The sequence below is a fragment of the Winogradskyella sp. Asnod2-B02-A genome, assembly GCF_045063645.1.
Classification (GTDB): domain Bacteria; phylum Bacteroidota; class Bacteroidia; order Flavobacteriales; family Flavobacteriaceae; genus Winogradskyella.
Window position 1 is genome coordinate 2,005,089 of the sequence record NZ_JBEFOG010000027.1, and the last position, 14,334, is coordinate 2,019,422.

Annotated in this window: 12 protein-coding genes; 5 read left to right on the top strand and 7 right to left on the bottom strand. The window is 32.9% G+C overall.

Going from position 1 to position 14,334, the window contains the following annotated elements; translation table 11 throughout:
• Positions 1 to 223 precede the first annotated feature (223 nt).
• From wecB to ACJJVO_RS16540, 5 genes are all read left to right on the top strand, one after another.
• Positions 224 to 1,321: a non-hydrolyzing UDP-N-acetylglucosamine 2-epimerase gene (gene wecB, locus ACJJVO_RS16520; RefSeq protein ID WP_405576078.1), complete on the top strand. Its 1,098-nt coding sequence runs from the start codon at positions 224 to 226 to the stop codon at positions 1,319 to 1,321.
• Between the two features lie 119 nt (positions 1,322 to 1,440).
• Positions 1,441 to 2,541 carry an MraY family glycosyltransferase gene (locus ACJJVO_RS16525; RefSeq protein WP_405576079.1) on the top strand — a complete coding sequence of 367 codons (1,101 nt, stop codon included), beginning with the start codon at positions 1,441 to 1,443 and terminating at the stop codon, positions 2,539 to 2,541.
• A 101-nt stretch (positions 2,542 to 2,642) separates the two neighbouring features.
• Entirely contained in the window at positions 2,643 to 3,404 is a 762-nt protein-coding gene (locus tag ACJJVO_RS16530; protein WP_405576081.1) for a polysaccharide biosynthesis/export family protein, read from the top strand.
• A 2-nt stretch (positions 3,405 to 3,406) separates the two neighbouring features.
• Positions 3,407 to 5,743 carry a GumC family protein gene (locus ACJJVO_RS16535; RefSeq protein ID WP_405576083.1) on the top strand — a complete coding sequence of 779 codons (2,337 nt, stop codon included), beginning with the start codon at positions 3,407 to 3,409 and terminating at the stop codon, positions 5,741 to 5,743.
• A 99-nt stretch (positions 5,744 to 5,842) separates the two neighbouring features.
• Entirely contained in the window at positions 5,843 to 6,262 is a 420-nt protein-coding gene (locus ACJJVO_RS16540) for a CBS domain-containing protein (RefSeq protein WP_405576086.1), read from the top strand.
• A gap of 25 nt (positions 6,263 to 6,287) precedes the next feature.
• On the opposite strand, the gene rpe is transcribed toward ACJJVO_RS16540, so the two are convergent.
• From rpe to rpsO, 7 genes are all read right to left on the bottom strand, one after another.
• Positions 6,288 to 6,950: a ribulose-phosphate 3-epimerase gene (gene rpe, locus ACJJVO_RS16545; protein ID WP_405576089.1), complete on the bottom strand. Its 663-nt coding sequence runs from the start codon at positions 6,948 to 6,950 to the stop codon at positions 6,288 to 6,290.
• Positions 6,951 to 7,295: 345 nt separating this feature from the next.
• Entirely contained in the window at positions 7,296 to 8,159 is an 864-nt protein-coding gene (locus ACJJVO_RS16550) for an RNA polymerase sigma factor RpoD/SigA (protein ID WP_092466645.1), read from the bottom strand.
• Positions 8,160 to 8,254: 95 nt separating this feature from the next.
• Positions 8,255 to 8,647, bottom strand: a complete 393-nt coding sequence (locus ACJJVO_RS16555) for a hypothetical protein (protein WP_405576092.1) — start codon at positions 8,645 to 8,647, stop codon at positions 8,255 to 8,257.
• A 95-nt stretch (positions 8,648 to 8,742) separates the two neighbouring features.
• On the bottom strand, positions 8,743 to 9,549 hold the full coding sequence (proC, locus tag ACJJVO_RS16560) for a pyrroline-5-carboxylate reductase (RefSeq protein WP_405576094.1): 807 nt from the start codon (positions 9,547 to 9,549) through the stop codon (positions 8,743 to 8,745).
• A gap of 272 nt (positions 9,550 to 9,821) precedes the next feature.
• On the bottom strand, positions 9,822 to 11,258 hold the full coding sequence (locus tag ACJJVO_RS16565; protein ID WP_405576097.1) for a glycosyltransferase: 1,437 nt from the start codon (positions 11,256 to 11,258) through the stop codon (positions 9,822 to 9,824).
• A 233-nt stretch (positions 11,259 to 11,491) separates the two neighbouring features.
• The gene (locus tag ACJJVO_RS16570) at positions 11,492 to 13,747 is read right to left on the bottom strand and encodes a polyribonucleotide nucleotidyltransferase (RefSeq protein ID WP_405576100.1); all 2,256 of its coding nucleotides are present in this window, start codon (positions 13,745 to 13,747) and stop codon (positions 11,492 to 11,494) included.
• A gap of 220 nt (positions 13,748 to 13,967) precedes the next feature.
• Positions 13,968 to 14,237, bottom strand: a complete 270-nt coding sequence (gene rpsO, locus ACJJVO_RS16575; protein WP_405576103.1) for a 30S ribosomal protein S15 — start codon at positions 14,235 to 14,237, stop codon at positions 13,968 to 13,970.
• Positions 14,238 to 14,334 lie beyond the last annotated feature (97 nt).

The window sequence follows — 14,334 nt, forward strand, 5'->3', positions numbered from 1 at the left end:
GTGTTTTAATAAACTTTTTTTGGAATTTTAAGCGTGTTTTTAAGGCGTTTTTGTCTAAGATAAATTACGCAACTGACATTATGAGCTCCTTCGGCTCTCCTTCGGCTCTCCTTCGGCTCTCCTTCGGGTATGATGCGGGTATGCTTCAGGTGTGCTTCGGATCTGGTTTGAAAATGATAATTAGAATAAGAGAGAGTATTAACACAAATTGTAAATAGTAAAAATGTACAAAGTCACAATAATCGCTGGTGCGAGACCTAACTTTATGAAGATTGCACCAATCATTCATGCCATTCAAAAAGCAAAACAAGAAAATTTTGATATCGATTACCGCTTGGTACATACTGGTCAACACTACGATAAAAATATGTCTGGTAGCTTTTTTGAACAATTAGAGATTCCAGCACCACACGTAAATCTAGAATGTAGTGGAGGTACTCAAGCTGAGCAGACGGCAGCAATTATGATTAGCTTTGAAAAGGAATTAATGGCAAATCCTGCAGATTTAGTGTTGGTTGTAGGAGATGTAACCTCTACTATGGCATGTGCATTAGTGGCTCAAAAACTACATACTAAAGTGGCGCATGTAGAAGGCGGCATTCGTTCAGACGACTGGTCAATGCCAGAAGAAATTAACCGATTGGTAACAGATAGTATTACAAATTACTTTTTTACAACTTCTGAAACAGCGAACACCACCTTGAGAGCAAGTGGAGTAAAAGACGATCAGATATTTTTTGTAGGAAACACCATGATTGACACCTTGTTAAAACAACGCCCTAATTTTACAGCGCCTAAAGTTTGGAGCGAACTAGGATTAAAACAAGGAAATTATATTGTGATGACCTTGCATAGGCCAGCCAATGTAGATGAAGAGTCACAGCTAAAAGATATGATTGATGAAATTATAGAAAACACGCAAGATTTACCTTTAGTTTTTCCCGTACATCCAAGAACAGCAAAAATTTTAGAACGACTTAATGTGAGTCATTCAAGATTGCATATGGTAGAACCATTAAGTTATCTAGAGTTTAACTATTTGGTAGAAAAAGCAAAAGCGGTAATCACGGATTCTGGTGGTATTACGGAAGAAGCTTCAATTATGAGAGTACCTTGTTTAACATTACGAGATAATACCGAACGTCCAGAAACCATTACTTTAGGAACTAATGAATTGGTTGGGACAAATCCCAAAAATTTAAAACCGTATTTAGATACGTTGTTCGCTGGTAACTGGAAAAAAGGGAATGATATTCCACTTTGGGATGGGAAGACAGCAGCTAGAATTATAGAAAACTTGAAGATTAACATTAGCGAATAGTTATTTTTTTGTTAATTAGAATTTTATTCGTCTAAATATGTTTAAAGTAAAAGCTAGTAGCACATTAATTTGTACCTTGCGAGCTAATAGCTGTCTTAGTTTAAGAAGTTACTGTGCTTATGATTAAAATACTACTAGATAACTTTAATCCAGAAAATAGACCCTTTGTATGGTTGACTTCTGCATTTATTTTAGCCTTTATTATTGCTTATCAAACGTTTCCAACGATTTTATATGTCGCCAAAGAAAAACATTTGATGGATGAGCCTGATGGTAGAAGTATGCATTCCGACCGAACACCAACCTTAGGAGGTATTGGTATTTTTTTTAGTTTAGTAGTGGTAATGACTATTGTTGGCGCAATGCTTAATACGAAAGTATTGATGTTGGTAATGGGCGGTTTAACAATACTGTTTTTTTTGGGCTTAAAAGATGATTTAACAGTCCTCTCTGCGCGTAAGAAATTTGTAGGACAGTTATTTGCAGCACTGCTTTTAATTGTTTTCACTGACACAAGGATTATAGGGTTTTCGAAAATTCTAGATGTAGATGTGCTACCGTATTGGGTATCTATTGGTTTTACATTATTTGTGTATATTTTAATAATAAATGCTTACAATTTAATTGATGGAGTAGATGGCTTAGCTGGTAGTGTGGCTTTATTAATAAGTGCAGTGTTTAGTGTGCTTTTCTATAATTCTGGGGCATTGAGTTTGGCAACTATTGCCGTAGCTTTAATTGGTGCGTTATCTGCATTTTTGAGATATAATTTTTCGCATAGAAAAAAAATTTTTATGGGAGATACGGGATCGATGATTGTAGGTTTTCTGTTAGCTTTTTTCTCTATTAGCTTTATATCTCAATCTCAAATAAACACGGAATCTTTATATCATAAAGGGTCACCAGCTTTGGTTTTAGCAATGCTTTTTTATCCATTAATGGATACGTGTAGAATTTTCTTTATAAGAATTTTTATTTTAAAGAAAAGCCCTTTTGAAGCCGATAGAAATCACGTACATCATCGCTTTATTCTCTATGGTTTTTCGCATCTTCAAACCACTTTAACTGTTGTTGCAATCAACTTATTGATTATAGTGATAGCATTTAATATGCTACACTTAAATCTAAATACTCAAATAGGGTTATTACTCATTTATGGTGCAGCTTTGTATTATGCTCCATTTATCGTTAAAAGAAAATTAAAGAAGAGTAAGGGGTAGTTTTTTATAAACTAACAATACAACTTTTTGTCGGTATGAGTATTGTTTTGTGATAACTATAAATATTTTATATTTGCCGTCGGTTAATAATAAATAAAAATATGAAAATTAGGGTTTTAGTCATTGTGTTGGTATTTGTAGTCACATCATGCGCTTCCAGAAAAGACATTTTATACCTACAAGATGCAGATGCAAACTATAGTTCAAAAATTGAATATCAAAACGCGACAATTCAACCCAATGATATTTTAAAAATATCTGTAGAAACTCTTGAGCCAATTGCGGCATTACCTTATAATAGAGGAGTAAGTGGTGGTGCGTCAGCTAATTCACCAGAATTGATGCAGTTAACGGGTTATTTAGTATCTAATGAAGGTGAGATTAATTTCCCCGTTTTAGGGCAAATACCGGTCTCTAATTTAACAACCAGACAGATTGAAGATAAGATAAAACAATTATTAGTTGATGGTGGGCATTTAAACAATCCCAATATAGTAGTGCGTCTTTTAAACGCAAAAATAACCATCTTAGGAGAAGTGAATGTACCTGGTACTTATACATTTACAGAGCAAAATATTACAGTTTTACAAGCTTTAGGTTACGCAGGTGATTTAACAATAAATGGAAAACGTGATGATATTATTATAACTAGAGACGTAAATGGTATTCGCCAAATTTCTCATATTGATTTAACATCAACGGAATTTATGAACAGTGAATACTACTACATTAAGCCAAATGATAACATCATTGTAAATCAAAATGACCCTAGAGTTAAGCAATCGGGTTATATTGGTAATGTTGGAACGGTATTGAGTGTTGTTTCTTTTGCACTTACTTTAACGATTTTATTGTCACGATAAATATGGATGATTCTTTTAATACTTTTAAATCGTTTGAAGACGATAATAATATAGATTTAAAACAAGAAGTTAGTAAATTTTTGCGGTATTGGCCTTGGTTTGTATTAGCATTGTTTATAGCATTAATTAGTGCTTACGTCTATTTAAGATTTGCGCCAAGAATCTATCAGACCTCTGCTAAAATGAAAATTTTAGATGAGTCAGAAGGATTAGAATTGCCTACTTCAGCGTTCGTCTTTAAAAGAGTAAATATTAATCTAGAGAATGAAATACAAATATTAACCTCATATCTTATTCTAGAAAAAGTATCAAAAGAGTTAAACTTAAATACAAGTTTTTACGAGGAAGGTACCATTCAAACGGCACAGATAGCTCAATTACCATTTAGTTACGAGCAAATTATTCATGCAGATAGTATATCTACAGGCTTATCCTATAGTGTTATTGTTAAAGAGAAAAATTTCGAAATTACAAATCTGAATACTGATAAAACTTTTAAACTTTCGAACAATGGGCTCGAAAACAGTAAATATAATTTACCTTTTAATCTAAAACTCGAAAATAGTGCATCCTTAAATAAAATTTTAGGCAAAAAGTTTATTATTAAATATGGACCATTGAAATCTTCGGCTTTAAAATTAAAATCTAGGATAAAAGTTGAGCCCGTAGGTGAGCAAAGTGATTTATTAGAATTATCAATTAAAGGAGAGAGTAAAGAACTTTCAGAATTGATTTTGAATAAATTGATGGATGTTTTCAATAAAGATGGTATTAATGACCGTCAATTGGTATCCAAAAATACATTAGAATTTATAGATGAAAGATTTGTCTTTCTTGCTGAAGAATTAGATTCTATAGAAATAGATAGAAAAGATTTTAAACAACAGAATAATTTAGTGGATTTGGCTGCTGATGCCGAGTTAGGATTACAGCAAAGAACAAAATCTGATGAGGAGGTGTTTAAAATAGAAACACAAATCGCTTTAGCGCAACTTGTTCAAGAAGCCCTAAAGTCAGATTCAGGAAAAGGTTTGTTACCGTCTAATATTGGCATAGACAACAGTGGTATAAATGGACTTATTAATGAATATAATTTGGTTATTTTAGAAAGAGATAAATTAACAGGCAGTGCTGGTATAAATAATCCAACTGTGATGCTTATTGAATCTAAAATTGATGATTTAAGAACTAACCTTACCCAATCGTTAAACTCATATAATAAACAACTTCAAGTTTCTCAAAATCAATTAAAGGGGAGAAATAGAAAGTTTGTGGGACAAGTAGCACAGATACCCGAGAAGGATAGATTGTTAAGAGCGATTGAGCGTCAACAAAAAATTAAAGAAAGTCTTTATATTTTATTGTTACAGAAGCGTGAAGAAGCAGCAATTAATTTAGCAATTACGGAGCCGTCTATTAAGGTCGTAGACTATGCTATTTCTGGTTCAGGTCCGATATCTCCAAAGTCAAATATTGTATATGCTGGTGCTATTTTAGGTGGTTTACTAATTCCATTTGGTATTCTATATCTCATATTTATGTTAGATACCAAGTTGCACAGTAAAGAAGATATTAATAATATAAATCCTAGAATACCTGTTATAGGAGAAATACCAGATGTAAAAAAGACAAAGGATATATTGTTTTCAGATCCAAATGCGAGAACAGCACTTGCCGAATCTTTTAGAATACTAAGTTCAAATGTAGATTATATATTGCCAGTTAGTGATGATAATAAGGCTAAAGTAATTTATTGTACTTCAACTATAAAAGGTGAGGGTAAAACCTATATTAGTGTTAATTTGTCATTGGCATTATCTAGTATTAATAAAAAAGTATTATTAATTGGTGCCGATTTAAGAAATCCGCAGATTCATACGCATATTCATCAAGAAAAACATAAACCAGGATTATCAAATTACCTTCATGATATTAATTACGATTGGAAAGATTCTTTAATTCGTGGTTTTGATAAACATCCAAATCATCACATTATTTTATCAGGTAGCATTCCACCAAATCCAGCGCAGTTATTAACAAATGGTCGTTTTAAAAAGCTTATTGAAGAAGCTAAAGAGGAATATGACTATATTGTAGTAGATACGGCTCCAACCATTTTAGTTACGGATACCATGTTAATTTCTCAATTGGCAGATGCAACTATTTATTTAGCTCGTGCTAACTATACAGAAAAAAATCTGTTAAGATTCTCAAAAGATCTATCTGAATCTGGTAAGTTAAAAAACATGGCCTATGTTGTTAATAGTGTAGGAGCGAGTAAATCTTATGGTTATGGTTACAATTATGGGTATAACTATGGATATGGTAGCAAGGAATAATATTTATTGAGAGTTCTGTTTTTAAGTTAGGTGATATTTATCATACTTTTTAATGCTTTTATAAATTACTTTTATTAGTGAATTATAAAATAGGAACTCATGAAAAATATAGAACCAATTTCTACAATAATGTCAACCAAAATCATCGCGCTCAATAGAGAAGATGATCTTGAAAATGCAGAAATATTATTTAAAAGACATAAAATAAGACATATTCCTGTTGTTAAAGAGGACGTTGTTATTGGTATGTTGAGTTATACCGATTTGTTAAGGATTAGCTTTGCAGATGCTATTGACGATACCGAAACTGAAGTTGAGACCTTAGTATATAACATGTTTACCATAGATCAAGTAATGGCTAAAAATGTGGTTACCGTGCCGTCGGATGCCACTATTAAAGATGTCGCTGAAATTTTGTCTAAAAGAGAATTCCATGCTTTACCAGTAGTTGATGATGGACGTTTGGTTGGTATTGTTACCACCACAGACTTAATTAATTATTTACTAAAACAACTATAAAAAAATGCGCGAATAGCGCATTTTTTTATGAATTAGCTAAATCTTTTAAAGCTTTAATTGTAGCTGTTGGGTTTGCGCTTTTAAAAACATGGCTACCTGCCACAAATGTATCTGCACCAGCGTCTACTAATTTCTGGATGTTTTGATCAGTAACTCCACCGTCTACCTCTATACGTGTATCTAAACCTTGCTCATTTATCATTTTTCGAAGGTTTTTTATACGTTTATAAGTGATGTCTTCAAATTTTTGACCACCAAAACCTGGGTTTATAGACATTAATAATATCATATAGCATTCTGGTAGAATATCTTCTAAAACATTTAAAGGAGTTGTAATATTAAGAACTATACCAGCTTTACAACCTGCATCTCTAATCTGTCTCAATGTACGATGTAAATGAACAGTAGATTCATAATGTACTGTAATTATATCTGCACCTACTTTAGCGAATTCTTCGATGTAACGCTCAGGTTTTTCAATCATTAAATGAACATCTAAAGGCTTTGTTGCATGTTTTTTTATAGCAGCAATTACAGGCATACCATAAGAGATGTTAGGTACAAAATGTCCATCCATTACATCTATATGAAACCAGTCTGCTTCACTGTTATTAACCATTTCTGTATCGCGTTGGAGATTGCCAAAATCAGCAGCTAGCATTGATGGAGCAATATATTTTGTAGCCATTTTATGTAATTCTTTTAAGTTTCTTCAAAGGTAATTAAAAAGTGAAGATATTTTTACGATTTTAAAGTTGAAACGGCATTTTAAGAATGTAACATGTTCAAGGTATAATTGATTTGTTTAAAAGTGACTTTAAGAGTGCTATAAACAACTTCAGAGAAAATGTTTCAGTCATTTATTAGAGTATACAGAAAGTATTATAAAAAGTGAACCCACGGTAATCAGCCGTGGGTTCTTTCATCAATCAAAAAACGAACAGTTATGTTTGTAACTGTTGTTACCTTAATTAGGTTTGTCGTTAATGCAATTTATTACTTACATATTTGTACGTAATTACACATTTCTAAGTTAACCTAAATATGTCTTTAAAATTTTGCTTCTAGAGGTATGCTTTAAGCGTCTAATAGCTTTTTCTTTTATTTGTCTTACACGTTCTCGTGTTAAATCGAATGTTTCTCCAATTTCTTCAAGTGTCATTGGATGTTGACTCGCTAAACCAAAGTATAAACGAATAACATCTGCTTCACGAGGTGTTAATGTTTCTAATGCACGTTCAATTTCTGTACGTAACGATTCATGTAATAAATCTCTATCTGGATTTGGAGATTCTCCACTTCGTAATACATCATATAAGTTAGAATCTTCACCTTCAACTAAAGGAGCATCCATACTTACGTGACGACCAGAATTCTTCATAGACTCTTTAACATCGTTAATCGTCATGTCTAATTCTTTTGCAATTTCTTCTGCAGAAGGTGGTCGCTCATGGCTTTGCTCTAAAAATGCGAAGGTTTTATTGATTTTATTAATAGAACCAATTTTGTTTAGAGGTAAACGCACAATACGAGATTGTTCTGCTAACGCTTGTAAAATAGATTGTCTAATCCACCAAACAGCATAAGAAATAAACTTAAAACCACGAGTTTCATCAAAGCGTTGAGCTGCTTTAATTAAACCTAAGTTACCTTCATTAATTAAATCTGGTAAAGTTAAGCCTTGGTTTTGATATTGTTTTGCAACAGATACAACGAAACGCAAGTTAGCTTTGGTTAATTTCTCTAAAGCTAATTGATCTCCCGCTTTAATACGCTGAGCTAATTCTACCTCTTCGTCTGCGGTAATAAGATCTACTTTACCAATTTCTTGTAGGTATTTGTCTAATGATGCAGTTTCCCTATTGGTAACCTGCTTGGTAATTTTAAGTTGTCTCATCTAATTTTTAAGATTTGTGCAATTTACTACAACAACGTGTTGCTTTTATTATACGTACAAAAGCAATGAAATGTTACACAATAATAATAAAATTTTTAAATCTTTAGAAGTTTAACGGTATCAAGATTAATATCATCAATAGTTTCGTTGGTAAATTTATAGTGCCCTCGCGTTGTAATTAACCTAAATCGGTATGATTTTAATTGGCTAAGGCTGTTGAGAAATAACCATTTCGATTTTAATAATCTTGGTTTTTTCGACTTTAAACTTAAATCAAATATATGTTTTCTACCTTCCTTTTCTGCAACAATATCTGGTGTTACGTCAATATTACTTCCTTTTTTGTGATATGATTTTGGCGAATCATAACCCTTAATATCTGCTTTAATATTAGAATACCCTAAATTTTCTAGATAGGAAATGGACTGATTTAACTCTTCTGCATATTTTTCTTTATCTTGTAGTATCATAGCTTTTAATTTAGACATTTTTAGTAAGAAATCCTAATTTTGAATAAGATAAATTAGAAGCTAGGAATACTTATGTGTCTCTAAATTAGTAGCTTAATGAAATTGGCGTCAAATTAATCATCCCTTCCCAACTCTACAGCTCTGTCAAATGCTGCATAAGCTGCATCTTGAATTAGTTGTTTTACATTATTATCATCCATAGAGTCAATTGCGGCTTGTGTTGTACCTCCTTTTGATGCAACTTTGGCGATCCAAGACTCTGGTGAGATATCATTTTGGTTGAAGAGCTCTATAGCTCCTTCAAACGTACTCGTCACTAAAACTTTAGAATCTTCATCCGAAAAGCCCATTTTTTGAGCAGCCTCTAACATTGATTGCATAAAATAGAATACATAAGCTGGTCCACTTCCTGAAATGCCTGTTGAAGCATCAATAAAATTTTCAGAATTCACATGGATTGAAGTTCCTGTTGTGTCTAAAAGATTCCTTACCATTATTAATTCGACTTTAGAAACCGATTCAGATTCAGTATAAGAGGTGACACCTTTGCCAACTTGAGCTGGCAAATTAGGCATCGTTCTAATCACGTTTTTTACTCCTAATTTTTGTTGAATAGTATCTATAGTTACACCAGCCATTAGAGATACAAAAATTTGATTACCGTTTAACATCGGTTTCATGTCTTCAAATAATGCATCACTATGATAAGGTTTTACAGCAATAAACACAATGTCTGCTTTTGGTAAGCAATCATTTAAATTATCAAAGGTGTAAAATCTTGAGTCTTTACTTAACGTTGCTGTTTTTTCAGGATCAGTATCATAAATTCTCAATTTATGCTTACTTAATAATGGTGATTCTGCCATACCTTCTGCATAGGTTAAACCCATATTACCTGCTCCAATTACTAATACTCTCATTTTATTTGTTGAATTAATTCAAACTAACAATCACAAGGACTGTACAGAAGTACCAAAACTAATTATTGATTTTAAGAATTGTGATATTCTGAATCATTTGTGTTAATCATTGAGATACCAAAAACATAGAAGGCTCTTACTTAAGGAAATGAGAATCTTAGGTTTTGGTCTGCCTCAAGAAACTGACAGCCTGTCGGTGACAAATTGAATGGATTGAATAAAAAACCTATCAAATTTTGTTTTGATAGGTTTTAAACTTGGTTTATTTTTTTCTATTTCTGTATAGCTAATTCACGTGTTAACCAACCACTTCTGCTTGCTGTTGCTATGGCATAAGGTGTAATCCAAAATAAAGCGAAGGTGAATAGAATACTATACGAATATGCCCAAAAACCTTGAGTAGTTTTATATTGACTGGTAAAAAATAAAACAGAAAATGTTGAAACCACTAAGATGCTAACAAGGGTAGAACCTAAAAATAATAAGGGATGAACCAAAACGAAAAATAACATTGAGATCAATAAAGGGTAACTCATTAATATTTTTACAAATTGACTTATGAATAGGATTCGGGTTCCAGATTTACCTTTAGCTCTAAAATTAGTAAATACGTATTTTGCCATTTCTAAATTTTCTCTCACATTACTTCTTCCCCAACGAATAAACATTTTGTAAAGACCTAAATACTCTTCTGGTACATTTGTGTATGCGACAGCATTCTTTTGAAACAAGACGTGTTTACCTTGTTTTAGTATCATATTGGTCATAGCTCTATCTTCTCCAATATCCGATGGTTTTCCCATAAATGTTTGGTTAATCCATTGCGGTAAACATTTATGTACAGCTGTACTTCTGTATGCTGCTAAAGCACCAGGTGTACATAGTACAGAATTAAGATTGCTTTCTGCCGATCTTACAAATTCAAAACTCAATACAAAACTGACATCTAACATCTTTGGAAGCATCTCCTTTCTGTTGTTTAACACTCTAATGTTTCCTGCAACTGCACCACAATTTTCATCTTTAATAAAAGGGCTAACTAAATTTCTAAGGGTATCTTCAGTTACTATAGAATCACTATCTACAGTGATGTAAATATCGCCAGTACCTAAATTAAATCCACGGTAAAGTGCATGTCGTTTTCCTTTGTTTTTGGGTTGTTGGTAAATCTCTAAACGGTCTCCTAGAATCTTTTTAGCATCTAACATCCATGCCCAAGTATCATCTTTACTACCATCATCAATAGATATGATTTGCAATTTTTGCTTCGGATAGTCGCTATTGTCTAAACTTACTAAAGTGTCATAAACTTGTTTGCCTTCGTTATATGCAGGTACAATTACCGTAACGGTTGGTAGTTCTTTATCTGAAACAGATGCAATAGGCTTATATTTATAATAATTATAGGCTTTATATAGAAAAAATAGAATTTTGAAAACTAAAAGTATGGTTGCAACAGCTATAAAAGTGAAGCCTATTGTTGTACTCATTCTGTCTGCATTCAATTGTTCAAAATCACCATAAAAAACAGAAAGGAAATAAATGCCTAACATCATAAGTAAAAAGGTGCTGAAGAGCACAATTTTGTTGTTAGGGTTTTCGGTTTTTGATTTACTATTAAGAAACAGATTAAGATTGTTTGATATTTTTTTTGTTCTTCTTTTCGTTTTTGAAAGTATAGTACTAGAGGTCGGTTTTTCTGAAGCCATAGATTGTGTTTGTAGATTGATTAACTAAAACAGATGTACGTTGGCTTTTTTACTTTAGACTTTTTTTAATTTTTATTTAACACAGTAAGGTAATGATTACAATTGGTAAATTGTTGTTTATAACAGAAAGAAGACATTGTTTTATTATGTTGATTTATCTTTAATTTACTGCAAAAAGAAACCCTAAATAGAAAATTTCTATATAGGGTTTTTATAAATTTAAGAATTAAGAATTAATCTTCTTTCTTATCTTGTCTAGGTTTACGATCATCACGTCTGTTATCACGTCCGCGATTATCTCTTCCTCTGTTATTATCACGTCCACCAGAACGTTTATCATCTCTTGGTGGTCTTGCTACATAACCTTCTGGTTTTGGTAACAATGCTTTACGAGATACTTTTTCTTTACGTGTTCTAGGGTCTTGACCAAAATATTTTACATCAAAAACGTCTCCCATGTTTACAACATCAGATACATTTTCTGTGCGTTCCCAAGCTAACTCAGATACGTGTAATAATACTTCGTTTCCTGGCGCATCCATATACTCTACAACAGCACCAAAATCTAACATTTTGATTACTTTTACTTCGTAAACGCTACCAACTACAGGCTTAAATAAAATAGCATCAATTTTTGCCATAACAGCATCAATACCTTTTTTACCTACACCTAAGATTTCAACAATACCTTCTTCGGTCACTGGATCTTCGTTTATAACGATAGTAGTCTCAGTTTCTTTTTGCATTTCTTGTATTACTTTTCCACCAGGTCCAATTAAGGCTCCAATAAATTCGTTAGGTACACGTCTTGTTACCATTGTAGGTGCGTGTTCTTTAACTTCTGCATTTGGTGTAGCAATAGTATCTGTTAATTTGCCTAAGATATGTAAACGGCCAGCACGCGCTTGTTGTAATGCATTTACAAGAATTTCGTAAGACAGACCTTTTACTTTTATATCCATTTGGCAAGCTGTGATACCATCTGCAGTACCAGTCACTTTAAAATCCATATCACCTAAGTGATCTTCATCACCTAAGATATCAGATAATACAGCATATTTTCCAGAAGCAGCATCAGAAATTAATCCCATTGCAATACCAGAAACTGGCTTTGTCATTTGTACACCAGCGTCCATAAGTGCCATTGTACCTGCACAAACAGTTGCCATAGAAGAAGAACCATTAGATTCTAATACTTCAGATACAACTCTTACAGTGTAAGGACTATCGTCTGGCACCATTCCTTTTAATGCACGTTGTGCTAAATTACCGTGTCCTACTTCTCTACGAGATGTTCCACGGATTGGTCTAGCTTCACCTGTACAAAATGGTGGGAAGTTATAATGTAAATAGAAACGTTCTTCACCTTCTTGAGATGGCATATCTATTTGGTTTGCATCTCTAGAAGTACCTAATGTTACTGTAGCTAATGCTTGAGTTTCTCCACGTGTAAAAATGGCAGAACCATGTGTTGATGGTAAATAATCTACCTCACACCAGATTGGTCTAATCTCGTCAGTCTTACGACCATCTAAACGTAAACCTTCATCTAAGGTTAAGTCTCTAATAGCCGCTTTTTCGGCTTTACGGTAATAGTCAGATACTAAACCACCGTAATCTGCTAATTCTTCTTCAGAAAAAGTAGCTTTGATATCTTCTTTTATTTGTTGAAATGCAGCACTTCTTTCGTGCTTAGAAGATCCAGCTTTTGCAATAGCATATACTTTATCGTATGCCATTTCATGTACTTTCTTCTCTAAATCAGCATCTTCTCTTTCTGGTTCGTATTCACGAATAGCTTTCTTTCCAAAGGCTTCTGCTAATTTTACTTGAGCAGCACATTGTACTTTAATTGCTTCGTGAGCAAACTTAATAGCATCTGCCATTTCTTCTTCAGAAATCTCATCCATTTCACCTTCTACCATCATTACTGAATCAGCAGACGCACCAATCATCATATCGATATCAGACTCTTCTAATTGAGCAAATGTTGGGTTGATAATGAATTCTCCATTGATACGACCAACTCTAGCTTCAGAAATTGGGCATTCAAATGGGAAATCTGATAATTGAATAGCTGCAGAAGCGGCTAAACCTGCCATAGCATCTGGCATAACTTCTGGGTCATGAGACATTAACTGTATCATTACCTGAGTTTCAGAATGGTAATCTTTTGGGAATAATGGACGTAAAACTCTGTCCACTAAACGCATTGTTAATACTTCTCCGTCACTTGGTCTTGCTTCTCTTTTGAAGAAACCACCTGGATAACGACCTGCAGCAGCAAATTTTTCTCTGTAATCTACTGTTAATGGTAAGAAGTTGACATCCTTTTGTTCGTAGTTAGAAACAACTGTACATAATAACATACATTTTCCTGACTGAACAACAACAGAACCATGTGCCTGTTTTGCTAATTTTCCGGTTTCGATAGAAATTTCTCTACCATCACCTAGGTCAATGACCTCTTTAAAAACTTTTGGAATCATAAATTTTTTAATTCTAATTCTAACGCATTATTGCTCGTTAGAATAATGTTAAACAATGGTCGTTGTGTTGTTGTGTAGTTGTTGTGTGACCAATGAAAAACCGTTAGACCTAAACTTCATTTAGAATCTAGCTTCTTCAATTTTAGGTTTTATACTCGTCTAAAACCGAGTTGTTTTATAACAAAAAACCACGCTGTTAGGCGTGGTCTTTATATTGAGATTATTTTCTTAATCCTAATTCTTTCACTATTGCACGATATCTTAAGACATCTTTCTTAGTTAAGTAATCTAGTAAGCTTCTTCTTTTACCTACTAATTTCACTAATGAACGCTCTGTGTTATAATCTTTACGATTCTTTTTTAAGTGTTCTGTTAAGTGGTTAATTCTAGCAGTAAATAATGCAATTTGTCCTTCGGCAGAACCAGTGTTTTTTGCATCACCACCATGTTTTTTAAAGATTTCCTCTTTTCCTTTTTGATCTAAATACATTCTAATATTATTGTAAATGATTGTTATGTACACGAAAGCCTCTCTTTCGAGCGGCAAATATACTATTTTTTTGTGATTTGATTTTTTTTTCGTAACT